Origin of the sequence: Lysobacter sp. M2-1, from assembly GCF_022662495.1 — a bacterium.
In the GTDB taxonomy this organism is placed as follows: domain Bacteria; phylum Pseudomonadota; class Gammaproteobacteria; order Xanthomonadales; family Xanthomonadaceae; genus JAKPBU01.
Genome location: NZ_JAKPBU010000007.1, coordinates 137,116 through 160,145, shown reverse-complemented (window position 1 = coordinate 160,145; position 23,030 = coordinate 137,116). Strand labels below are relative to the sequence as shown.

Genomic DNA, 23,030 nt, shown 5'->3' with positions numbered 1-23,030 from the left:
GCATGGAATTCCTGATTCCCAGCACCGTTGCACTGCTGGCCTCGCTGCTGACCTTCTTTTCCGGATTCGGCCTGGGTACGCTGCTGCTGCCGGCGTTCGCGCTGTTCTTCCCGGTCGAGCAGGCCGTGGCGATGACCGCGGTGGTCCACTTTCTCAACAACCTGTTCAAGCTCGCGTTGACCGGACGCCACCTCGACCGCGGCGTACTGCTGCGCTTCGGCGTGCCGGCGGTCGCGGCGTCGCTGCTCGGCGCCTGGTTGCTGGTGAAGCTGGCCGGTGCGGCGCCCGCATTCGGATGGTCCGGCTTCGGACGCAGTTTCAACGTCACACCGGTGGAACTCGTCGTCGGAGTGCTGCTGCTCGCGTTCGCGTCGGTCGACCTGGTGCCGCGCTGGCGCGATGCCAGCTTCGACCCGCGCTGGATGCCATTGGGAGGCGTGCTCAGCGGTTTCTTCGGCGGCCTGACCGGCATGCAGGGCGCGCTGCGATCGGCCTTCCTGTCCCGCGCCGGCCTGGACAAGCATGCGTTCATCGGTACCGGCGTGGCGCTCGCCTGCCTGATCGACTTCAGTCGACTGGGCGTGTACGCAGGTTCGTTCGGCGCGCAGATGCACGCGCTGGACTACGGCGTTCTGGCAGCGGCGGTGCTTGCAGCGACGCTCGGGGCACTGCTGGGCAACCGGTTGCTGCACAAGGTCACCATGCCTGGTGTGCAGCGCGCGGTTGCCGTGATGCTGTTCGTGGTGGCGGTGGGAATGATGTCCGGACTGCTGTGAGCCGGGATCGGGCGGGCGTCCGGCTACGCGGCGTCCCTCAGCGGCGCCAGCAACGAAGCCTTGGCCGTGGCGAGCGCCTGTTCGCGATGCTGCGGCGAGAGGCCGACGCCTTCGGCGCGCACGAATTCGATGTCGTCGATGCCCAGGAACCCGAACAGCTGGCGCAGGTAGGCCTCCTGGAAATCGGCCGGGCTGCTGTCGCCATAGGCGCCGCCGCGGCCACTGGCCACGATCACGCGCTTGCCGGCCGCCAGGCCTTGCGGGCCCTGCTCGGTGTAGCGGAAGGTCTTGCCCTTGATCGCGATCCGGTCGATCCAGGCCTTGAGGGTGGAGGGAATGCCGAAGTTGTACATCGGCGCTCCCAGCACGATGACATCCGCGTCCAGGAATTGCTGCAGCAGTCGGTCGTCCTGCGCCGCCAGGACGGAATCAGTACGGGCGAGTGAGCCTCCGGTCAGGTGGGGAACCGGGTCGGCATCCAGGTCGCGGTACTCGACCGTGGCAACGGGGAAACGGGCCCGCAAGTGGGCGACGATCGCAGCGCCAAGTTCCCGGGTGACGGACTGGTCGCCGAGGGCGCTGGAGTCCAGATGCAGCAGTTTCATGGGATTGTCCTCCGGCGGCGGGGTGCCGCCCGGTCGATAAGATGCGTTGTTGCCTGTGTGGAATAAAGGTGATCAAATATCACGTACTGTTCCATCCATGGAAAAAGAGCCATGCAGGACCTGAACGACCTCTACTACTTCAGCGCCGTCGTGGACCACGGCGGCTTTGCCGCCGCCGAACGGGCGCTGGGCATTCCCAAGTCGCGCCTGAGCCGGCGTATCAGCCAGCTGGAGAACGAGCTGGGCGTGCGCCTGCTGCAGCGTTCCACCCGCCGCTTCGCGGTCACCGACGTGGGCCAGAGCGTGCATCGCCATGCGCAGTCGATGCTGGCGGAGGCCCAGGCCGCGCGCGAAGTGGTGGACCGGCTCAGCGCCGAACCGCGCGGGCTGGTGCGGGTGAGCGTGCCGGTCGGACTGGCGCAACAGCAGATGCCGCAGCTGCTGCCCGAGTTCCTGGCGCGCTACCCGCAGGTGCGGCTGCAGCTGCATGTCAGCAACCGCCGCGTGGATGTCATCAACGAGGGGTTCGACGTCGCCATTCGGGTGCGCAACAAGCTCGACGACGACGGCAGCTTGGTCATGCGCAGCTTCGGCCAGATCCAGGAGCTGCTGGTCGCCAGCCCGCAGTACCTCAAGCGCGCCGGCCGCCCGACCGAACCCGAACAGCTGCACGACCACGTCACCCTGTCGATGAACGAAGACGAGGCCAGGCAGCGCTGGGAACTGCAGCGCGATGGCGAGGTCAGGCGCATCGACCTGAAGCCGCGCGTGTCCGGCTTCGACTTCCCCATGCTGATGGCGCTGGCCAAACAGGGTCTGGGAATCACCATGCTGCCCGAAACCCTGTGTGCGGATGCGGTGCGCAACGGTGAGCTGGAAGTGGTCCTGCCCCAATGGCGACTGCCGCAGGGCATCGCGCATGCCGTATTCGCATCGCGCCGCGGCCTGCTGCCGGCGGTGCGGGTGCTGATCGATTATCTGGCCGAGAAACTGCCGCCGCTGATCGAGGCTTCGCGCCTGGACTGCCAGAACTGCCCCAAGCCCGGCACCGACGCCGCTGCCAATTCCAAGGCTGCGGCCCGGCCTTCGCCGCCAACCGCGCATGCGACAATGCGCTGAGGGATGGCCGCACTGTCGAGTCGAAGGGCATTGGCCTTGCCTGTGAGCCGTAGTCGGGATGACGCGGCCGCGAGCTGATGGTCTGGCGCCCGATTGAACCGATCCTCCGGAGAGATGGCCGAGCGGTTCAAGGCACCGGTCTTGACTGCGCAGGCCGAAGGCCGGAGCGAACATCGGCCGCAGGCCGATGGTCAAACCGGCGAATTACACTGAAAGCCCTTGGAGAGATGGCCGAGCGGTTTAAGGCACCGGTCTTGAAAACCGGCGTGGTAGCGATACCACCGTGGGTTCGAATCCCACTCTCTCCGCCAAAACATTTCGAACATGGGATCGCTTCGGCGCGCATATCCAACGCGATCGCGCAGCGCGAGGGCGCACGATTCGTGATGCGTCAGAGCCGGGTGCCGGTCCAGAAGACTGCTGTGGCAGCGGACCATCGGGTGCTCGAATCCGGCCTTGTCCGGTCATGACAGCGGCGTCGGGCGCCACGCTTGCCGCCCTTCGACCCCGGCGCTAGGCTTCGGCTCCAGGAGCAGCACGGGGGTAAACAGGGATGACGATCAAGGTATTCATGGTGGACGACCATGCGCTGGTGCGCACCGGCATGCGCATGATCCTGTCGGCGCAGGTCGACATCGAGGTGGTGGGCGAGGCCGAGACCGGGGAGGCCGCGCTGCCCCAGATCCGCAAGCTCAAGCCCGCCGTCGTGCTGTGCGACCTGCACCTGCCCGGCATCAGCGGGCTCGAGGTGACCGAACGCATCGTGAAGGGCAAGTACGGCTGCCGGGTCATCGTGGTGTCGGTGCTCGAGGACGGGCCGATGCCCAGGCGCCTGATCGAGGTGGGTGCGTCGGGTTATGTCGGCAAGGGCGGTGATGCCGAGGAACTGCTGCGCGCCGTGCGCGACGTGGCCAGCGGCAGGCGTTATCTCGCCAGCGGGGTGGCGCAGAATCTTGCGCTTGCCGGGATCAGCGGCGGCTCCACGCCGCTGGATGCGCTGAGCGTGCGCGAGGTTCAAGTCGCCATGCTGCTCGTGCAGGGCCTGCGCCAGCAGGACATCGCGCTGCGGCTCAGCCTGAGCCCGAAGACGATCAACACCCACAAGAGCAATCTGTTCCACAAGCTCGGGGTCCAGGACAACATCGCCCTGACCCGGCTGCTCGGCCAGTACGGCCTGGTCGATCCGACCCAGGTCATGTCGTAGCGCGTCAGCGCGCGGATCCTTCCGCGCGCTTGCTTTCGTGTCCCGCTGTGCCTGGCTGGCACATGCCAGCCCGACCCGCGTGCCAGCTACACGTGCCAGCTACAGATGCTGCAGGTTGAGGATCGCCGACAGCACGTTTTGCAGGATCAGGTAGTTGCCGTCGACGTAATTGCCGTAGCGGTAGCTGCGCCCATATCCGTCGTCATAGCCACGACGGAAACCCTGACGGAAGTAGTAGTTGTACTCGCGCGGGTTCACGTAATAGCCGTAGTAGCCGTAATTGGCGTCCTGGTAGGCATAGGCGTTGCGGTAATCGGGCCGCCACCCGTCCAGACGGTCGGCACGGCCCGCGCGGTAGCCTTCCTGGTAGCCATAGCGGATCGCCTGGCGCAGCACGTCCGCGGCGTAGCGGTTGATCTGGTAATAGCGGCCTTCGCGGTAATAGCGATAGCTCGCCGGCGTGTAGTAATACGGATCCCGGTCGTAGCTGTAGCGCAGGGCGTTCCAGCGCGCCTGTTCGGCGCGCAGGCGGCGGTAGTAGTCCTGCTGGTAGCGATACTGCTGGATCCGCCGCTGCTGTTGCAGGGTGAGATAGCGCTGCCGTTCCGCCGCCTGGCGCGCCGCGACGTAACGGGCGTACTCGGCGCTGCGCTGGCGCTGCTCGCTGATGCGGCGCATGCGCTCGGTGTCCGAGACGCGCTGGCGCTCGCGTTCCCTGTAAATGCGGGATTCGTCGCGACGGTCATCGCGGCTCTCGCGGCTACGCCGCTCGGCAAAGTCACGGGTGTCGCGCGCGCGTACGGCGGTCTCGCGCTGTTCGCGCTCGCGGCGATCGCGCACGTCGGCGGCGCGACGCTGCTCGGACAGGCGTGATGCGTCGAGCCGGCGACGTTCAGCCGATGCGCGTGCATCCTGCGTGCGGCGCGTCTGGTCGCGGTCTTCCAGCTGGCGACGTTGCGCCTGTCGGGTCCGCTCATCACGGACATCGCGTTGCCGCGCCTCCCGCCGTGCATGCTCGCGCGCCAGCGACTGCTGCCGCTCCTCGAGCTGGCGCCGTTCCAGCTGCCGTGCCTGTCGTTCGCCCGCCGTGCGCTGCGCCTGTTCGCGGCGCAAGGCTTGCTGCCGGTCCTCCGACTGGCGTCGTTCGGCCTGGCGCTGCTGCGACGCGCGCTGTTCCTGCTGACGCCTGACCGCCTGTTGGCGCTGCAGGGCCTGGTCGCGCTGGCGGACGCTGCGCTGCTGGGCTTCGGCCTGGCGGCGCTGGTTGTCGCGTGCCAGGCTTTCACGGGCCCGGTTGGTTTGCGACTGTGCTGCCTGCTGCCGCGCCTGCGCCTTGGCTGCGTCCTGGCGCTGCTTCGCGACCTGCTCGCGACGCGCAGTGCGTTCCTCGCGATCGCGCTGCGCGTCCTGGGCGGCCGCGGGCAGGGCGCCGGCTGCCAGCAGCAACGCCAGCCCCGTGCCGAGCAATGGTTGGATGCGGAGGTTCATGTGAAGGTCCCACGGAGTTCGACTGAGGCCAAGTACGCGGCCGGACGGCTTAACCGCCCATGAGATCGGCCGTCGAAGGGCAATGGCATTCAGGCCGTGCTTACCGACCCAAGCTCCGCCGGTGGCGAGGCAGGCACCGCGCCGCCACAATCGGGCCCATGCAGATCGCCGAACTGTCGTTGCCAGTTGCCATGATCGATGCGCTGCGGTCCGCCTATGCGACGCCGCCGCGTGCCTATCATCACTTCGGGCACGTCGAAGCGGTCCTGGGCCACTACGGCGAGGTCGCGTCAGGCCCCGGTTGGGCGCAGCCGCGCGAAACAGCGCTGGCGGTGCTTTACCACGATGCGGTCTACCACGCCGGCGCCGGCGACAACGAAGCGCGTTCGGCCGAGCTCGCGCGCCAGCACATCGCGCACTGGCTGCCGCATGGCGCGGTGGATGCCGGGCGGGTCGCCGAGCTGATCGAGCTGACCGCCCGCCACGGCCGGTTCGCGCCGGCCGATTTCGGCGCAGGGCCCATCGCCGACGACACCCGGCATTTCCTGGATTGCGACATGGCGATCCTCGGCGCGCCACCGGAAACATTCGACCGCTACGACAGGGCCATCGCCGAGGAGTATCGGGGCGTGGCACCCGCATGGCTGTATCGCCGCAAACGCCGTGCCTTCCTCCGGTCTTTGCTGGAACGCGAGCGTATCTACCTGAGCGATTTCTTCCACGCACGGCTGGATGGCGCTGCGCGGGCGAACCTGACGCGCGCCATCGCCCGGAAACCGGCCGTTGGGGCGCGCGACTAGAATGCCGCCCATTGATGCGCACCGCCCCGCAGCAGCGGGCGTCGCGCCGCCCACCGCAAAGGCGAAACCGTGATCCGGAATCTGGCGGCTTACCACTTCGTCGCCATCGACGATCCGCAAGCGCTGGCCGCATCCATCCGCGCGCAGGCCGGGGCGCTCGAGCTGCGCGGCACGGTGCTGGTGGCAGGGGAGGGTCTCAACCTGTTCCTGGCTGGAGCGCCGCAGGCGATCGAGGACTTCGTCACCTGGCTCCGCGGCGATGCGCGGTTCGTGGATCTTTCGATCAAATGCAGCGAAAGCGCGCATGTACCGTTCGCGCGGCTCAAGGTGAAGGTCAAGCGGGAAATCATTGCCTTCCGCCGCGAAGGTGCCTCGCCGCTGACCGGTCGGGCCCCAGGCGTTGCCGCGCAGACGCTCGCGAGGTGGATCGCGCGCGGCAGGGACGATGCGGGAAGGCGGCTTGTGCTGCTCGACACCCGCAACCGCGAGGAAGTCGGCTACGGCAGCTTCGCAGGCGCGCTCACTCTGCCGATCGACAACTTCACCGAGCTGCCGGCCGCGCTGGAACCGCATCGGGACGCGCTCGCCGACGCCACGGTGGTGAGTTTCTGCACCGGCGGTATCCGCTGCGAAAAGGCCGCGCTATGGATGCGGGCAAGCGGATTGGGGCACGTGCTGCAGCTCGACGGTGGCATCCTGGGCTACTTCGAGACGGTCGGTGGCGCGGGCTACGACGGACGATGCTTCGTGTTCGACGGACGGGTCGCGCTGGATCCGGAGCTGCGTCCGCTGGTCGACCAGGCGCTCGACCCTGTGTAGTCTGCGCAGCGAACTTCGCGGAGTAACGACATGAGCTGGCTGGGCATCCTCATTGCCATCATCGCAGCGTGGCTGGCGATCAAGGTGCTCGGCTTCGTGCTCAAGCTGGTGCTCTGGGGGGTCGTGGCGCTGGGCCTGTACTGGTTCGCGGCGCCTTACCTGGGCCTGCCCGTACCCTTCTGACTGCAGCCGATGTCCTACGTGCGCTGCCTGCGTGGATTGGGTTCGGGCATCGAATACTCCGCCGACCGGCCGATGAATCTGGATCCCGCCGATGGCAGGCCGGTGGAGATGGTGCTCGACCTGGAGCGTCTAACCGCGGAGCGGCCGAACGCGACCTGGTACGACCCGTCACGACAGGACATGTGGCGCTTCGGCGCGCTGATGGCGCTCGACGCCTCCGATCCAGAAGATGCGCGGCACCTCGTGCCGCTGGGCGAAGGCCACACACCACTGCTCGACTACGCGGCGCACCCGGTGGCGCGCAGCGGCGGCTTGCGCCTGCAGCTGAAGGAAGAAGGCAAGGCGCATCCCGGTTTCGGCGCCAATCCAACCCAGAGCTTCAAGGACCGCGGCATGGCCATGGTGGCGGCGCAGGCCCGGCGTCTGGGGCTGTCTAAGTTGGCCGTGCCGACCCAGGGCAACGCTGGCGATTCGTTGGTGCGTTACGCGCTGGCAGGCGGCTTTTCTGTCGTGGTCGCGATGCCCGACGACACGCCGATGCCGATCCTCGGCAATGTCGCCGCGGCGGCGTTGCGCCGTCCCGATCGGGTGAAGCTTGAACTGGTCGGCCCGACCATCCGCGAAGCCGGCGCCCTCTTGAAGGAGAAGTACATACCCCAGGGGTATTTCTCCGTGGCCACCTTCCAGGAGCCGGGCTGGCGCATCGAGGGCAAGAAGTCGCTCGGCCTCGAGCTCGCCGAACCGGCGCCCGGCGACACACGCTGGTCGCTGCCCGATGCGGTGATCTATCCCACCGGCGGCGGCACCGGCGTGCTCGGCATGTGGAAGGCCTGGGATGAACTCGAGGCGCTCGGCCTGATCGGTCACGCCCGTCCGCGCATGCTGTGCGTGCAAAGCGAGGCGACGCCGCCGCTGGTACGGGCTTTCGAGACCGGCGCCGACGACACCACGGCATTGCCCGCCGGCGACACCCTCGCCACCGGCCTGAACGTCCCCGGCGGCATCGGGCATTTCCGCGTGCTGCAGATCATCCGCGCCAGCGGCGGCGCCGCGGTCGCCGTGGCCGAGGACGACATCGCCCGTGAACTGTCGCGCACCTGGCGCGAAATGCGCGACTGGATCTCGCCCGAGGGCGCGGCCTGCCTCGCGGCGCTGCCGCAACTGCTCGATCGAGGTCTGGTCAGGCGCGGCGAGCGCGTGGTCGCGGTCAACACCGGCTCGGCGGAGAAGTACCTGCCGGCGTTGCGCCATCTGCTCTGATGTGGGCTTGCGCGGTTCGCAACCTTTCCTCTGTATAGGCTCAACCATGACCTCCAGCCCGATCGACCCCGAATGGCAGCACGACACCCAGGACATCGGCAGGCTGGTGCGTGCGGTGTACGCCTGCATCTCCGGCCCGGCCGGCGCGCCGCGCGATTGGGACCGCTTCCGCTACCTGCAGCATCCGCGCGCCACGAGCCTGCGCACCGTGGTCGAAGCCGATGGCAGTACGCGCGCGGCGGTATTCGACGTCGAATCGTATATCGCCGATGTGGAGCCCTTCTTCGCCAGCAACGATTTTCACGAGATCGAGATCGAGCAGCGCGTGCAGGGCTTCGGCGAGGTGGCCCACGCATGGAGCCTGTACGAAGCGCGGCCCTCGCCGGATTCGCCGGTGCTGCTCAAGCGCGGCGCCAACAGCATCCAGCTGTGTCACGAGCACGGCCGCTGGTGGATCTTCAGCACGATCTGGGACAACGAGCGTCCTGGGCTGACCTTCGATCTGTGGTGACCTTCGCGGTGTCGTGGACAGATCCCCGCGCCGGGATTCCCAGCGCGGCCTATCGCGCGCAAGGCGCGCTCTATCTGCCGCCGGTTTTCTTCGGCCGCAGTGAGAGCGGGAAGCGCAGCACCCGGCCGACCAGCGACATCGTGCGCAGCGCGGTCGCGGTCTTGGGATTGGCCGGGAAGAACGATTCGATCGCCAGTTCCGACAGCGTGACCTCCACCGGTGTGCCGAACACGGTAGTGGTGCTGAGGAACGCGAGCTCGCCGACCTCGGTGCGCAGCCGCATCGGAACCACGAAGGCGCCAGGATTCGGCGCCGGGTCATGCTCCGGAGCCGGGTAGGTCAGCAGTTCCCGCAGCAATGCCTCCAGCACCGGATCGCCGGTGCTTTCGACCTGCTGCTGCAGCCGCTGCAGCAAGTGCGCGCGCCATTCCCCCAGGTTGACGATGCGTGGCGCGACGCCTTCCGGATGCAGGCTCAGCCGCAGCACGTTGACCGGCGGCTCCAGCAGATGCGGTGCGACGCCCTTGAGGAACGGCGCCACCGCCCGATTCGCGGCCTGCATCTGCCAGTGGCGATCGATCGCCAGGGCGGGATACGGCTCGTGCCCGCGCAGCACCAGATCGATGGCGCGGCGCGCATCCTGCAACGCCGGATCGTCGAGCCGGCGTTCGCCGTAGACCGGCGCGTAACCAGCTGCGACGAAGAGCTGATTGCGCTCGCGCAGCGGGACGTCAAGGCGATCGCTCAGGCGCAGCAGCATGGCGCGGCTGGGTAGGGAGCGCCCGGTTTCCATGAAGCTGAGGTGGCGCGAGGAAATATCGGCGAGACCGGCGAGGTCGAGCTGCGAGAGATGGCGGCGCTGGCGCCAGTCGCGCAGCTGATCGCCGACGGGGCGTGGCTGATTCATGGGCGCCACGATAGCCGAGCGCGATGCGCGGATGCATTACCTCCGGGGTAATCGATCCGCGTCGTGCGGCTGTGCAGGATGGCGGCCGTGGCAACGTCCCGTCCCAATCCAGGAGCCTGGTCATGAACTTCCGCAATCTCATCGCCCATCCCCGTTTTCTTTCGCGCGTGCTGCTGGTCGATGCGGTCGCCACCGGCGCCACCGCAGTACTGCTGCTGGCGGGCGCGGAGTTCCTGCAGCCGCTGCTGCAACTGCCGGCCGCGTTGCTGCGGGGCGCCGGACTGTTCCTGGTTCCGTTCGTGGTGTGGGTGGCGGCGATGTCGCGGATGGCGCGGGTGCCGCCTCGCGCGATGGCGGCGGTGGTCGCGATCAACGCGGCGTGGGTCGTCGCCAGCGTCTGGCTGGTGGCCGGCGGCCCCTACCAGCCGAGCGTGCTGGGCATCGCGTTCGTACTGGTCCAGGCGGCCGCGGTGGCGGTGTTCGCCGACCTGGGATGGTTCGGGCTGCGGGCGGTGCGCCGCGCTCAGGCCTGATCGGGCGCCGCGGGTTTCGTCCTGGCAAGGCGCCGCCGGGTGCGGCGCCTATGCGAACTCGCGCGAGGGCAGGGTGTAACGCCGTTGCGGCCGTCCCACCAGGTCGAGGAATTCCTCGAAGACGCGCCCGGCCCTGGCCTGCATCACGGCGATGTGTGTTTGCGTCTGCGCTCGGATCGTTTCGGCGTCGTGCGGCAGACCGGATGCAGCCAGTTCCTCCCGGTAGGCCGGATTCGAGAGCCAGCGCTCGATCAACGCGGCGTCCACCTCGGGATGGAACTGGAATCCGTAGGCGTTGTCGCCCCAGCGGAACGCCTGCTGTTCGCAGGTATCGCTGCGTGCGAGATGGACGGCGCCGTCGGGAATCTCGAAATGTCGTCCATGCCACTGGAATACCCGCGGCTCCGCGCCCAGCGGCGCCAGCACCGGATCCTCGCGCCCGGCCGCCGTGGCCTGCACGGGATACCAGCCGATCTCCGGGGCGACGTGGCGCCGCACCGGTGCGCCCAGCGCGTGCGCCAGCAGCTGCGCGCCGAGGCAGATACCGAGCACGGGCCGGCCCAGTTCCAGCATGCGCCCGATCGCGCGCAGCTCGGTCACCAGGTGCGGGCGCTGCGCCTGATCCTCCACGTTCATCGGCCCGCCCAGCACCACGAGGCCGCGATAGCGTTCCACGTCGGGCTGCGCATCGGGCTCGCGCTCGAAATTGACGAAACGGATCCGGTGCCCGCGCGCCCGGATCAGCGGATCGAGCGTGCCGAGCGGTTCGGCGGCGACGTGCTGGAAAACAAGGATCCGGGGCATGCCGTTAATAAACCCGAGCGAGGCGCGAGGATCAAGTCGTGGGGCAGCTTCGGGAGGCGCTGCCGCATTCTCCCGTTACGACAGCAGGGCGCGTCCCGCCGCGTGGCCGGAAGCCCAGGCCCACTGGAAGTTGTAACCACCAAGCCAGCCGGTGACGTCGACCACCTCACCGATGAAGTACAGGCCGGGCACATGACGCGACTGCATGGTCGAGGAAGACAGGCCATCGGTATCGACCCCGCCCAAGGTGACCTCGGCGGTGCGATAGCCCTCGGTGCCGCTGGCGACCAGCGGCCAGGCCGACAGCAGCCCTGCGACCGCACCCAGCTGCGGTTCGTCGAATTGACGCAGCGGGCGTAGCGGCTGCAGCGGCACGAGCGAGGTTTCGCACAACCGCTGCGCGAAACGCTTGGGCAGCAGCTCGGCCAGGATCGTGCGCAGCTCGGTCGCGGGTCGCCGCTTGCGCTCGGTCCGCAGTCGTTGCAGCGCGTCATCGCCCGGCAGCAGATCGATACGCAAGGAGTCGCCGGGCCGCCAGTAGGAAGAGATCTGCAGGATCGCCGGTCCGCTCACGCCGCGATGGGTCAGCAGCATGGCGTTGCGGAACGCGACGCCGTTGCAGGAAGCTTCCACCGGCAGCGCGATGCCGCTGAGGTCGGCGATTTCCTCGAGCGGCCGCCCGCTCAGCGTCAGCGGTACCAGGCCGGCGCGGGTGGGCAGCACGGCGTGGCCGAATTGCCGCGCCAGCGCGTAACCGAAGCCGGTCGCACCCATTTTCGGGATCGACAGTCCTCCGCTGGCTGCGACCAGTGCGTCCGCCTCGAAGCTTCCCTGGCTGGTACGCAGCGCGAAGCCGCCGCCATCGCGATGGGCGACGCGCTCGATACTGCAACTGGTCCTGATCTCCACGACCCCGGCCGTGCATTCGGCCAGAAGCATCGCCACGATCTGCTTCGAAGACTCGTCGCAGAACAGTTGCCCGAGTTCCTTCTCGTGCCAGGCGATGCCATGGCGATCGACCAGGTCGACGAAGTCCAGCGGCGTGTAGCGGGCCAGCGCAGACTTGCAGAAGTGCGGATTGGCGGAGAGGAAGTTCGCCGGGCCCGTGCCGGTGTTGGTGAAGTTGCAGCGGCCGCCGCCCGACATCAGGATCTTCTTGCCGACCCGGTTGGCGTGTTCGATTACCAGCACCCGCAAGCCCCGGTGCCCGGCGACCTGCGCGCACATCAGTCCTGCGGCACCGCCGCCGATCACGATGGCGTCGAACCGTCCGCTCACGCCATCCACGGGCTATGTGACGCCGTGACCGCCTGCCGTCACCGCGGGCCCTTGCGCTTGGCGAACCCCGGCTTGCGCGGGGGCGCCTGCGGTTTGCCGGCGAAGGGCCGTTTGGCGCCGGGGCCGCGCGGTGCACCGGCATCGGCTTCGCCTGCGCGGCTCATGCGCAGCGGGCGGCCGGCCACGCGCGTCTTCTTCAGGATCTCGAGCACTTCGCGCGGCATGCCTTCGGGCAGATCGACCAGGCTGTGGTCGTCGCGGATGTCGATCCGGCCGATGTAGCGGCTCTCCAGGTCGGCTTCGTTCGCGATGGCGCCAACGATGTTGCCCGGCTGCACGCCGTGCTGATGGCCGACTTCGATGCGGAAGGTCTCCATGCCCACTTCGGGCTCGCCCGCAGATTTCTTCGGACGGCGCGCGGCCGGGGCTTCCTCGCCGGCGAACATCGCCTCACCTGTGTTGACGTCGAGGCGGGGCGGGCGCGACTTGTGCGCCGCGGGCGCACCGGGTTCCGATGCTGGGGGACGTTCGTGGCCGCGTGAAGCGGGACGGCGTTCGGACTGCGGCGCGCGTGGATAGCGCTCGTCGGCGGAACGCGCCGTGCGCTCGGGTCGTGTACGCCCCGGGCGCTCATGCGGCGTGCGCGGCTCGTATGCGGCCTTCGGACGCTCCGGCGCCGGTTCGAGCAGCAGCGGGGTCTTGCCCTGCACCAGATGGGCCAGCGCCGCGGCGATTTCGACCGCCGGCACGTCGTGTTCGCGCTCGTAGCGCTCCACCAGCTCGCGGAATATCGACAGGTCGCTGCTTTCCAGCGCGGCGCCGATTTTGCCGAGGAATTTGGCGACGCGTTTCTCGTTGACTGCGTCGACGCTGGGCAGCTGCATCGGCTCGATCTTCTGCCGGGTGGCACGTTCGATCGCGCCCAGCATGCCGCGTTCGCGCGGCGACACGAACAGGATCGCCTCGCCGCTGCGCCCGGCGCGGCCAGTGCGGCCGATCCGGTGCACGTAACTCTCGGTGTCGTAGGGGATGTCGTAGTTCAGCACGTGGCTGATGCGCTCCACGTCCAGCCCGCGTGCGGCCACGTCGGTGGCGACCAGGATGTCGATGCGCCCGTCCTTGAGCGACTGGACCATTTTCTCGCGCTGCTTCTGCTCCACGTCGCCATGGATGGCGGCAGCGGACAGGCCGCGCGCGGCGAGTTTTTCCGCAAGCTCCTGGACGCCGAGCTTGGTGCGCGCGAACACCAGCAGGCCGTCGTAGGTTTCCGCCTCCAGGATGCGGGTCAACGCATCGAGCTTGTTGACCCCGCTGACCATCCAGTACCGCTGGCGGATGTTTTCAGCGGTCGAGGTCGTCGACTTGATCGCGATCTCGACCGGCTGCTTGAGATAGGTCTGGGCGATGCGCCTGATCTGCGCCGGCATGGTGGCCGAGAACAGCGCCACCTGGCGCGACTCGGGGGTCTTCTTCAGCACCGCCTCGACGTCGTCGATGAAACCCATGCGCAGCATTTCATCGGCTTCGTCCAGCACCAGGCAGCGCAGCTGCGACAGGTCGAGCGAACCGCGCTCCAGGTGATCGATCACCCGGCCGGGCGTGCCGACGACCACGTGCACGCCGCGCTTGAGAGCGGAGAGCTGTGGCCCGTAGCTCTGCCCGCCGTAGATCGGCAGCACGTGGAAGCCGGGCAGGTGATGGGCGTATTTCTGGAAGGCCTCGGCGACCTGGATCGCCAGTTCGCGGGTCGGGGCCAGGACCAGGGCCTGCGGCCTGGTCTGGGCCGCGTCGATGCGCGCCAGGATCGGCAGGGCGAAGGCCGCGGTCTTGCCGGTGCCGGTTTGGGCCTGGCCGAGCACGTCGCTGCCCGCGAGCAGCGGCGGGATCGTGGCCGCCTGGATCGGCGACGGCGTCTCGTAGCCCACCTCGGACAGCGCGCGCAGCAGGGACTCGGGCAGGCCGAGGGAAGTGAAACTGGCGGGCGTAGGCTCGGCGTTCATGCGCCCAGTCTATCGCGCGCGCCGCCATCGCCGCGGCAAAAGCCGCTTTTCGGGGCCCGACGCCACTCCACGGAGCCACGCATACACTGCAGCGCATGGAACTCACCCGCCTGCGCTTCGACAACGCGTTCCGACGCGAATTGCCCGGTGATCCCGAAACCGGTCCGCGCGTGCGCCGGGTCGAGGGCGCGGCGTGGTCGGAGGTCATGCCCGAACCTGTCGCGGCACCCGTCGTTCTGGCGCACTCGCGGGAGATGGCCGCCACGCTCGGATTCAGCGAAGCGGAGGTGGCGTCGCCGGAGTTCGCGCAGGTGTTTGGCGGCAATGCGCTCGCCCCGGGCATGCAGCCCATCGCCACCAACTACGGCGGCCACCAGTTCGGCCATTGGGCCGGGCAGCTGGGCGACGGGCGCGCGATCACGCTTGGCGAGGCAATCGACGCGTCAGGCAGGCGCTGGGAGCTGCAGCTCAAGGGTGCCGGGCCCACGCCGTATTCGCGCACCGCCGACGGGCGTGCGGTGCTGCGCTCCTCGATCCGGGAATTCCTGTGCAGCGAGGCCATGCATCACCTCGGCGTGGCGAGCACGCGGGCGCTGTCGCTGGTCGGCACCGGCGAGGCGGTCGTGCGCGACATGTTCTACGACGGCCATCCGAAGCCGGAACCGGGCGCGATCGTGTGCCGGGTGGCGCCTTCGTTCCTGCGCTTCGGGCACTTCGAGCTGCCCTATGCGCGCCAGGACCTCGGATTGCTCGCGCGCCTGGCGGACTTCTGCATCTGGCGCGATTTTCCACACCTGCTTGGCGAACGCGCGGGCGAGCGCCTGGGCAGCCTGCGCGAGAACGGGGTGTTCTCCGAACGCATGCGCGCCGATTGGTTCGGAGAGGTGTGCGAGCGCACGGCGCGGCTGGTCGCGCACTGGATGCGTGTCGGATTCGTCCACGGCGTGCTCAATACCGACAACATGTCGATCCTCGGGTTGACCATCGATTACGGTCCGTACGGATGGATCGACGACTACGACCCGGACTGGACGCCCAATACCACCGACGCGGGCGGCCGCCGCTACCGCTTCGGCTGGCAGCCGAAGATCGCGCACTGGAACCTGCTGCGCCTGGCGCAGGCGCTGTCGCCGCTGTTCACGGATGCCACGCCGCTGCAGGCAGGGCTCGACCAGTTCGCAGCCAGCTACACACAGGCGGATCGGGACGACATTGCCGCCAAACTCGGCTTGCGCACGTGCAGGGATGACGACATCGACCTGGCGCGCGACCTGCACGCCCTCTTGCAGGCCCACGAGGTGGACATGACGCTGTGGTTCCGGGCGCTGGCGGACGTGGATCCGGTCGCGCCGTTGCTGCAGCCGCTGGAGGAGGCGTTCTACGATCCGGGCAAGCGCCATGCGGGCGGGGACGCACTCCAGACCTGGCTGGAACGTCATGCCGCTCGCGTCCGCGAAGAGGCGTGGCCGGCGCCGGAACGGCGTGCCCGCATGCACGCGACGAACCCCAAATACGTGCTCCGCAATTACCTGGCGCAGCAGGCGATCGACCGGGCGGAACAGGGCGATCCCTCCGGCATCGGCGAACTGCTCGAGGTGCTGCGCAGGCCTTACGAGGATCAGCCGGGGCGCGAGGCGTTCGCCGCCCGGCGTCCGGATTGGGCCCGGGACCGGGCCGGCTGCTCGATGCTGTCCTGCAGTTCCTGAATCGGCCCGTCGTGATGCGATGTTCAGCGGCGCGGGCGGCAAGATGCGCGGCGTCCTATGTCGCATCGCAGGAGGTTGTCCATGGCTACTGTTCGTCTTCCGCTTGGTTCATGGGCGCGCCTGGCCGCACCCGCGCTGTTGCTGCTGCTCGGGGCCTGCGCGTCGGTGGGCGACTACGGAACCGGTTACCCCGATCGCGGCTATCCGCAGCAGGCCTCGCGCCAGGCCCTGGTTGGCGAAGTGCGCAACGTCGATCACGGCAACCGCCGCTTCCTGGTGCAGGAGCAGAACGGCGGGCGCGCCGACGTCGCTTACGACGAACGTACGCGCCTGGTCTACGAGGGCCGCGAGCAGCCGGTCGCCGGGCTCGAACCGGGCGACCGCGTACGCGTACTGGCCAGCCGCGATGGCGGACTATGGCGGGCCGAGGACATCGAGGTGCTGCAGGACGCACGCAGCGGCGGCAGCTCGGGCGACGGCTACGGCACGGAGCGCCGCGGCGCGATCAGCTACGTGGATTCCCGCACACGCGAGATCCGCTATACCGAGGGCGGATACACCGGCGGCGAACAGCGCGTGAGCTACGACAGCCGGACGCTGGTGGAGTATCGCGGCCAGCGTTACCCGGTCGATGCGCTGGAGCGCGGCGATCTGGTGCGCATGAGCCTGCGCCGGGGCGAGCGGGGCTGGGTGGCCGACCGCATCCTGGTGGAGGTCAGTGCCCGTGAACGCTGACGATTAGCTCGCTCGCTGACGCCCAAGAAAAAAGCCGGCTTATTTGCCGGCTTTCTTCTCCTTCTTCGCCGCGCGCTTTTCCTTCAGCGACTTTTCCGGCTTCTTCTTGTCTTCTTTCTTCTTGTCCAGACCCTTGGCCATGGCGCGCTCCGTGGTTTTGCCCGGCGCAAGCCTACTGCGAGTCCGGGCGGCCCGCTAGACTAGGGCCTGCTAGCGCTATGGGCATGGGCCGCGCCGGGTTTGCGCGTGCGCACGCCAAGGAAGAGCGAGGAAGTGGATGTGGATCCACGCCCGAGTGATGACGCCGGCGTGCGTGCGCGCAAACCCGGCCCTACGGGTTCGCTCTGAGGGGCCGCCAGCCGGCGTCCCGCAGCTTGACCAGACGGCCAGTCTGCCCTGCGCTGCGCAACACCACCTGACAGCCCCTCAGAACGAACGCGACCCATGCCCATAGCGCTAACAGGCCCTTGGCCATGCCTCTGATCACCTTGAACGGCGTCGACTATGGCGTCGGCGGCCCGCTGCTGCTCGAACATGTCGACCTGGCCATCGAGGCCGGGGAACGCATCGCCCTGATCGGCCGCAACGGCGCGGGCAAGTCGACCCTGCTCAAGCTGTTGGCAGGGGACCTGAAGCCGGACGATGGGGCGGTCCGGGTCGAAGGCGGCCGCCGCATCGCGCGCCTGGAGCAGGAAGTGCCCCAGGACGCCGCCGGGAGCGTATTCGACGTCGTGGCCACGGGCCTGGGCGAGCTGGGCAGGCTGCTGGCCGAATACCACCATCTGATCGAATCGCTCGCTGCCGGGACCGACACGGGCGATACCGAGGCGCTGGCCGCGGTCCAGGCGCGGATCGAAGCGGCGCACGGCTGGTCGCTCGACCAGCGTGTCGCCGATACCCTGACCCGGCTGGGGCTGGACGGCGATGCCGACTTCGCACGCCTGTCGGGCGGCATGAAGCGACGCGTCCTGCTGGCCCGGGCCCTAGTTTCGGCGCCCGATCTGCTGCTGCTGGACGAGCCGACCAATCATCTCGACATCGAGGCCATCGACTGGCTTGAGGGCTTCCTCAAAGGCTGGAGCGGTGCGCTGGTGTTCGTCACCCACGATCGCCGCTTCCTGCGCGCGCTGGCCACCCGGATCGTCGAGATCGACCGTGGCCGGGTCACGAGTTGGCCGGGCGACTGGGACAACTACCAGCGTAGGCGCGAGGAGCGCCTGAATGCCGAAGCGCAGGAGAGCGCGCGCTTCGACAAGCTGCTGGCGCAGGAAGAGGCCTGGATCCGCCAGGGCATCAAGGCGCGCCGCACCCGCGACGAGGGCCGAGTGCGCCGGCTCGAGGCGATGCGGGTGGAGCGCGCGGCGCGGCGCGAACAAGCCGGCAATGTGCGCATGCAGGCGGCCAGGGCGGAAGGCTCCGGGAAGAAGGTGATCGAGGCGCGCGGCGTCTCGTTCGCGCACGGCGCGGTCCCGATCGTGCAGGACTTCAGCACCACCATCCTGCGCGGCGACCGGATTGGACTGATCGGGCCGAACGGGAGCGGCAAGACCACGCTGCTCAAGCTGCTGCTGGGCGAGCTCGCGCCGCAGGCCGGTGAAGTGCGGCTCGGCACCCAACTGCAGGTGGCCTATTTCGACCAGTACCGGTCGACCCTGCGCGAGGACTGGAACGCGATCGAGAACGTCGCCGGCGGCCGCGAGTTCATCGAGATCGGCGACAGCCGCAAGCACGTGCTCGGTTACCTGCAGGATTTCCTGTTCACGCCCGAGCGCGCGCGCGCGCCGATCACCCGGCTGTCGGGCGGCGAACGCAACCGGCTGCTGCTGGCGCGGCTGTTCGCGCAGCCATCCAACCTGCTGGTGATGGACGAGCCGACCAACGACCTCGACGTGGAAACTCTGGAGCTGCTGGAGGAACTGCTGGCCGACTATGCGGGCACCCTGCTGCTGGTCAGCCACGATCGCGATTTCCTCGACCATGTCGTGACTTCGACCCTGGTCATGGAGGGTCAGGGCCGCGTTGGTGAATACGTGGGCGGATATAGCGACTGGCTGCGGCAACGCAGCGAGCCTGCAGCAACTCCGCCGCCCTCGAAGCCGGGTGCCGCTGCGACCAATCCGGTAAAGGCCACGCCATCCGCGCCGCCGCGTCGGCGCCTGGGCTTCAAGGAAACCCGCGAACTCGAGCAGCTGCCGGGCCGGATCGAAACGCTGGAAGCGCGACTGGCCGCGCTGGGCGCTGCGATGCACGAACCTGCGTTCTACCAGCAGGACGCCGCCACGATCGTGGCCCGCAATGCAGAGCTGGCCACGGCCCAGGCCGAGCTGGACGCAGCGTACGCGCGCTGGTCCGAGCTGGAATCGGCTTCGTAGCGGAGGCGCAGGCGCAGCCCGCCGCAGTGGCGACACCGTGGGGCGGCTTGCCTTTCGCCAGGCCGCGCGCGTTAATCGCCGGGACGCGGCCACGGGGATAACGATGCGCCTGATTCGCGCAGCACTGCTGGTCGTTGTGGCGGCGCTTGCCGCGCCGGCCGCGGCTGAGGTCAAGGACGCCACCGCGACCGGATTCACGGTCGAGAACGTAAGCACGGCACCAGTGGACCCGCAGGCCGCGTGGCGGGCGCTGATCGGCGACGTCGATCGCTGGTGGCCCAAGGACCACAGCTGGTGGGGTCAGGCTTCGAAACTGTCGATCGATCCGCGCGCGGGCGGCTGCTTCTGCGAGGACGCAGGCGTACAGCAGGCGCAGCACATGCAGGTCAGCTTCGTCGACCCGGGCAAGCTGCTGCGCATGACCGGCGGGCTCGGGCCGCTGCAGGGGATGGGCCTGCATGGCACGCTCGAGTTCCGTCTCGCGCCCGAGGGCGAGGGCACGCGCATTACCCTGTGGTACCGGGTCGGCGGCTACGCGCCGGACGATCTGTCGAAGCTCGCGCCGGTGGTGGACAAGGTGCAGGCGATGCAACTGGCAGGCCTGGCCGATTTCCTGGCCACGGTGCGTGCCGCGGAGGAATGACCATGGGCAGTCGCGATCCGCGCATCGATGCGTACATCGCCAAGGCTGCGCCCCTCGCGCAGCCGATCCTGCAGCGCATCCGCGATGTGGTGCACGAGGCCTGTCCCGAGGTCGAGGAAACCATGAAATGGTCCGCGCCCAGCTTCGTCTATGCCGGAGGCATCCTCGCCGGCATGGCCGCGTTCAAGCAGCACGCCTCGTTCGGCTACTGGAAGCACGCACTGGTCATGGGCGAAGGCGCGCAGCGCGACGGGATGGGCAGCTACGGCAAGATGGCTACGCTGAAAGACGTGCCATCGAAACGCCGGCTGGTGGCCGATATCCGGCGCGCGATGCAGCTCAACGAAGCGGGCGTCAAAACGCCCGGACCGCGCAAGGCGGCCGCGCCAAAACCGCCACCCGAAACGCCGCCCGACCTGCTTGCGGCGCTGGCGAAGAACCGCAAGGCCAGGACGACCTTCGAAGCGCTCGCGCCGAGCCACAGGCGCGAGTACGTCGAATGGATCACCGAGGCCAGGCGCGACGAGACGCGGGCCCGGCGTCTGGCGCAGACCGTCGAATGGCTGGCCGAGGGCAAACGGCGGAACTGGAAGTACGAGGCCTGCTGAGCCCGCCCATGCCGCGCATGAAGCGGCCGACAGGCCGGCCTAGCGCGGCATCGAATCCGTGCGCAGGACCGGATACAGGTTCAGGCGCGCGTCGTAGGCGCTGTGCCGGCGGTAGAAGAAATCCAGCCGCGCCGCCGGCGATTTCGCGAATTCCGGGTCCTCCTTCAGCCTGCGCTCGAACGCGGCCTTCAGCGCCGGATCACGGGCAAGCATCTCGCGCGCCACCTCCTCGGCGACGTACCCCTCCATGTACTCCTTCTGTTCGAAGGCATTGTTGAATTCGCCCCAGCCGAGCAGGGAGTCGGGTGCTAGCGGTTCGAGCAGTCCCATCGCCAGCCGGGCTTTGGGCTGCGCGATCGGCACGAACAGCGTGCCTGCGGCGATCTCCTGCGTCCGCTTCGCCCAGGCGCCTTCGGCGGTGAGCCGCTGATGGCCCTCGACCGAACTGGCGGCGAAGCTGGCCTTGGTCGCGCGCCATTCCTGGACCTTCGTGCCGGGCTGGGTACGCTCGATGCGGCGGAACGCGATGCCGTGCAGCGCCAGCTTCGGCTCGACCAGGGCCGCGAAGGCAGGGGGCACCAGATAGCCGGCGCGCGGGGCTGGCACCGACAGCGAAGGCAGCACCTCGTCGCGCAGCGGAATCTTCCACACCTGCGGCCGGGCCTCGTCGTAATGCGTCATCAGCGCGCCGGAGATGTCGGACGGGGTGCGTGTATAGGCGTAGCCGCGGAAATCAATGGTGCGGACCTTGGCGCTAGCCTCGTACTGCAGCGGCACCTGGGCGCCCGCCAGCCGCGATGCGCGGCGGTCGGCCGCTCGCGCGGTGGGGATCCAGGTTGCGCCGTCCCGCACCGCCAGCTCGACCAGGTCGAGCACGGTGTTGCGGGTGATACGCACGCGTGTGGGGTAGTCCTTCCACGAATGGGTTTCCACCAGCACCGCCATCCGGTTGCGCAGCGGGAAATACCCGTGCGAGAAGCGTGGGGTCGGAACCCCGTCGGCGAAACCGCTGGCCGGATCGTCGTCCTTGACGAACGCGGGATAGAACGCCAGCGGCAGCGAGCCCTGCGCGGCGAGCCGCTCGATGATCCCGTCGCGCAGCGCGCGGCCGAGCTTGCGCAGCCTGGCATCGCCGGAATTCACCGGCTCGGCGGTGATCGCCACGTCGTGCTCGAACTTGGCCCCGTCGGTGACGTGCAGGTCCATCGTCACGATCGGGTCCCAGATGTCCACGAGCCGCAGCATGGCCTGCATTTCCGGCGCGTCGGCCTTCATGTAGTCGCGGTTGAGGTTGTAGTTCTGGGCCGTCGTGCGCCAGCCCATCTCCTCCGGACCGCGCTGGTTGGGGCGATTCCAGCGACCGAAGCGTTCGTGCCCGTCCACGTTGAACACCGGCACGAACAGCAGCACGACCTTCTCCAGCGCGCCCGGCGCCGCCTCTCCGTCGAGCATCTGGCGCAGCAGCTGGAAGCCGGCGTCCTTGCCGTCGATCTCGCCGGCGTGGATGCCGCCCTGGGCCAGCAGCACCGGCAGTCCGCGTTCGCGCGCCTGCTGCGGCGACAGGGCGCCGGACCTCGAGGCCACCAGCAGCTTCATCGGCCTGCCCTCGGGCGTGGTCCCGAACGTTTCGCAGCGCACCGCATCCGGATAGGTCGACGCAAAGGCGTCGCACAAGGCCATCACTTCGTCGTAGCGGCCGGTTTTCGTGAATCCGGAGCGTTCGGCCAGCGTCGCCAACGACGTGTCCGGCTTCGCCACGGGGGCGGCCGCAAAGGCCGGGGACAGGCAAGCGAGCAGCAGGGCGAAGACAGGGCGGCACGGCGTCATGCGGTGGGTCCGATGCAGGGGTGCGACATCGTAACCGCCACGCGATCGGGCTTCACGATGGAAGGGCCGACCTGCTGCCGGCGTCGTGTCAGCAGCCGGACGCTTAGACTTGCGGCCTCTCCCGCTCAACGAGGACCGCATGGACCGTTTGTACTACGCACCGGGCGCCGCCAGCATGCTGGTGCACTGGCTGCTGATCGAACTCGACATTCCGCACGCGCTGGAGCTGGTGGATACGGCCGCAAAGCAGCAGAAGAGCCCCGAATACCTGGCCCTGAATCCAAACGGCGTGGTGCCCACGCTGGTGATGGGTGGCGTGCCGCGGTACGAGGCGGCCGCGTTGGCGATGCTGCTGGCCGACCGGCACCCGGCGTCCGGGCTGGCTCCACTGGTGGAGGAGCCGGACCGTGCCGGTTACGTCCAGTGGATGTTCAACCTGGCGAACATGGTCCAGCCGCTGTTCCGGCAGTGGTGGTATCCGCAGGAACCGGCGGGCGAGGCGAATGCCGACACGGTGCGCAAGCACTGCGTGCCGCGCATCGAGGCGGAGTGGCAGCGCATCGACGCACACCTGGCGGCGAACGGCCCGTACCTGCTCGGCGATCGGCTGTCGGTCGCCGACTTCTACCTCACCATGCTGATGCGCTGGTCGCGCAACATGCCGCGGCAGGCGATCGAGTGGACGCATCTTGGCGCGCTCGCGTCGGCGATGAAGGCGCGCCCGTCGTTCAGGACTTTGTACGAACGTGAAGGCCTGACCGAATGGTCGTAGCTGGGAGCGGACCTGGCCGCGAATGCTCTTGTGCTTGTGGGTGGGCCAACGGGATTCGCGGCCAATGCCGCTCCCAAAGT

General features: G+C 68.5%; 22 protein-coding genes and 1 tRNA gene. 16 read left to right on the top strand and 7 right to left on the bottom strand.

What is annotated here, in order from left to right:
* The first annotated feature begins 2 nt into the window (after window positions 1-2).
* A complete protein-coding gene (locus tag MC375_RS13795) occupies window positions 3-776 on the top strand; it encodes a sulfite exporter TauE/SafE family protein (protein ID WP_242103973.1) in 774 nt (257 codons plus the stop codon).
* A 23-nt stretch (window positions 777-799) separates the two neighbouring features.
* Here MC375_RS13795 and MC375_RS13790 read toward each other — a convergent pair whose 3' ends face one another.
* A complete protein-coding gene (locus MC375_RS13790) occupies window positions 800-1,381 on the bottom strand; it encodes an NAD(P)H-dependent oxidoreductase (RefSeq protein WP_242103972.1) in 582 nt (193 codons plus the stop codon).
* Window positions 1,382-1,492: 111 nt separating this feature from the next.
* Between MC375_RS13790 and MC375_RS13785 the strand changes: the two genes are divergently transcribed.
* The 3 genes from MC375_RS13785 (at window position 1,493) to MC375_RS13775 (ending at window position 3,704) form a co-directional block, all read left to right on the top strand.
* Complete coding sequence (locus MC375_RS13785; RefSeq protein ID WP_242103971.1) at window positions 1,493-2,500, top strand: LysR substrate-binding domain-containing protein; 1,008 nt, start codon at window positions 1,493-1,495, stop codon at window positions 2,498-2,500.
* 221 nt (window positions 2,501-2,721) lie between these two features.
* Window positions 2,722-2,811 (top strand) — tRNA-Ser (locus tag MC375_RS13780).
* 242 nt (window positions 2,812-3,053) lie between these two features.
* Window positions 3,054-3,704, top strand: coding sequence for a response regulator transcription factor (locus MC375_RS13775; RefSeq protein ID WP_242103970.1), 651 nt, complete (start codon window positions 3,054-3,056; stop codon window positions 3,702-3,704).
* 99 nt (window positions 3,705-3,803) lie between these two features.
* On the opposite strand, the gene MC375_RS13770 is transcribed toward MC375_RS13775, so the two are convergent.
* Complete coding sequence (locus tag MC375_RS13770; RefSeq protein WP_242103969.1) at window positions 3,804-5,192, bottom strand: hypothetical protein; 1,389 nt, start codon at window positions 5,190-5,192, stop codon at window positions 3,804-3,806.
* A gap of 158 nt (window positions 5,193-5,350) precedes the next feature.
* On the opposite strand from MC375_RS13770, the gene MC375_RS13765 reads away from it, so the two are divergent.
* The 5 genes from MC375_RS13765 to MC375_RS13745 all read left to right on the top strand — a co-directional run bounded on the left by MC375_RS13765 (window position 5,351) and on the right by MC375_RS13745 (window position 8,765).
* A complete protein-coding gene (locus MC375_RS13765; RefSeq protein ID WP_242103968.1) occupies window positions 5,351-5,992 on the top strand; it encodes a hypothetical protein in 642 nt (213 codons plus the stop codon).
* A gap of 69 nt (window positions 5,993-6,061) precedes the next feature.
* Window positions 6,062-6,811 (top strand): sulfurtransferase, encoded by a 750-nt coding sequence (locus tag MC375_RS13760; RefSeq protein ID WP_242103967.1) that lies wholly within the window; start codon window positions 6,062-6,064, stop codon window positions 6,809-6,811.
* A gap of 30 nt (window positions 6,812-6,841) precedes the next feature.
* Window positions 6,842-6,994: a hypothetical protein gene (locus tag MC375_RS13755; protein WP_242103966.1), complete on the top strand. Its 153-nt coding sequence runs from the start codon at window positions 6,842-6,844 to the stop codon at window positions 6,992-6,994.
* Window positions 6,995-7,003: 9 nt separating this feature from the next.
* Window positions 7,004-8,254 (top strand): threonine synthase, encoded by a 1,251-nt coding sequence (locus tag MC375_RS13750; protein WP_242103965.1) that lies wholly within the window; start codon window positions 7,004-7,006, stop codon window positions 8,252-8,254.
* 46 nt (window positions 8,255-8,300) lie between these two features.
* Window positions 8,301-8,765, top strand: a complete 465-nt coding sequence (locus tag MC375_RS13745) for a hypothetical protein (protein ID WP_242103964.1) — start codon at window positions 8,301-8,303, stop codon at window positions 8,763-8,765.
* A gap of 70 nt (window positions 8,766-8,835) precedes the next feature.
* Here the strand turns inward: MC375_RS13745 and MC375_RS13740 are convergent, their stop codons facing one another.
* The gene (locus MC375_RS13740) at window positions 8,836-9,672 is read right to left on the bottom strand and encodes a helix-turn-helix transcriptional regulator (protein WP_242103963.1); all 837 of its coding nucleotides are present in this window, start codon (window positions 9,670-9,672) and stop codon (window positions 8,836-8,838) included.
* A gap of 122 nt (window positions 9,673-9,794) precedes the next feature.
* Between MC375_RS13740 and MC375_RS13735 the strand changes: the two genes are divergently transcribed.
* Entirely contained in the window at window positions 9,795-10,205 is a 411-nt protein-coding gene (locus MC375_RS13735) for a hypothetical protein (protein ID WP_242103962.1), read from the top strand.
* 48 nt (window positions 10,206-10,253) lie between these two features.
* Here MC375_RS13735 and MC375_RS13730 read toward each other — a convergent pair whose 3' ends face one another.
* The 3 genes from MC375_RS13730 to MC375_RS13720 form a co-directional block, all read right to left on the bottom strand.
* Window positions 10,254-11,009 carry a gamma-glutamyl-gamma-aminobutyrate hydrolase family protein gene (locus tag MC375_RS13730; RefSeq protein WP_242103961.1) on the bottom strand — a complete coding sequence of 252 codons (756 nt, stop codon included), beginning with the start codon at window positions 11,007-11,009 and terminating at the stop codon, window positions 10,254-10,256.
* A 75-nt stretch (window positions 11,010-11,084) separates the two neighbouring features.
* A complete protein-coding gene (locus MC375_RS13725; RefSeq protein ID WP_345779290.1) occupies window positions 11,085-12,287 on the bottom strand; it encodes an NAD(P)/FAD-dependent oxidoreductase in 1,203 nt (400 codons plus the stop codon).
* A 38-nt stretch (window positions 12,288-12,325) separates the two neighbouring features.
* Window positions 12,326-14,287 carry a DEAD/DEAH box helicase gene (locus MC375_RS13720; protein ID WP_242103960.1) on the bottom strand — a complete coding sequence of 654 codons (1,962 nt, stop codon included), beginning with the start codon at window positions 14,285-14,287 and terminating at the stop codon, window positions 12,326-12,328.
* A 95-nt stretch (window positions 14,288-14,382) separates the two neighbouring features.
* Here MC375_RS13720 and MC375_RS13715 point away from each other — a divergent pair, with 95 nt between their 5' ends.
* From MC375_RS13715 to MC375_RS13695, 5 genes are all read left to right on the top strand, one after another.
* A complete protein-coding gene (locus MC375_RS13715) occupies window positions 14,383-15,993 on the top strand; it encodes a protein adenylyltransferase SelO (RefSeq protein WP_242103959.1) in 1,611 nt (536 codons plus the stop codon).
* Window positions 15,994-16,074: 81 nt separating this feature from the next.
* The gene (locus MC375_RS13710) at window positions 16,075-16,728 is read left to right on the top strand and encodes a DUF5666 domain-containing protein (protein ID WP_242103958.1); all 654 of its coding nucleotides are present in this window, start codon (window positions 16,075-16,077) and stop codon (window positions 16,726-16,728) included.
* Window positions 16,729-17,201: 473 nt separating this feature from the next.
* Window positions 17,202-19,100 (top strand): ATP-binding cassette domain-containing protein, encoded by a 1,899-nt coding sequence (locus tag MC375_RS13705; RefSeq protein WP_242103957.1) that lies wholly within the window; start codon window positions 17,202-17,204, stop codon window positions 19,098-19,100.
* A gap of 103 nt (window positions 19,101-19,203) precedes the next feature.
* A complete protein-coding gene (locus MC375_RS13700) occupies window positions 19,204-19,743 on the top strand; it encodes an SRPBCC domain-containing protein (RefSeq protein WP_242103956.1) in 540 nt (179 codons plus the stop codon).
* Window positions 19,744-19,745: 2 nt separating this feature from the next.
* Window positions 19,746-20,351 (top strand): YdeI/OmpD-associated family protein, encoded by a 606-nt coding sequence (locus tag MC375_RS13695; RefSeq protein WP_242103955.1) that lies wholly within the window; start codon window positions 19,746-19,748, stop codon window positions 20,349-20,351.
* Window positions 20,352-20,390: 39 nt separating this feature from the next.
* Here MC375_RS13695 and MC375_RS13690 read toward each other — a convergent pair whose 3' ends face one another.
* Complete coding sequence (locus MC375_RS13690; protein ID WP_242103954.1) at window positions 20,391-22,178, bottom strand: M14 family metallopeptidase; 1,788 nt, start codon at window positions 22,176-22,178, stop codon at window positions 20,391-20,393.
* 139 nt (window positions 22,179-22,317) lie between these two features.
* On the opposite strand from MC375_RS13690, the gene MC375_RS13685 reads away from it, so the two are divergent.
* Window positions 22,318-22,950, top strand: a complete 633-nt coding sequence (locus MC375_RS13685) for a glutathione S-transferase (RefSeq protein WP_242103953.1) — start codon at window positions 22,318-22,320, stop codon at window positions 22,948-22,950.
* Window positions 22,951-23,030 lie beyond the last annotated feature (80 nt).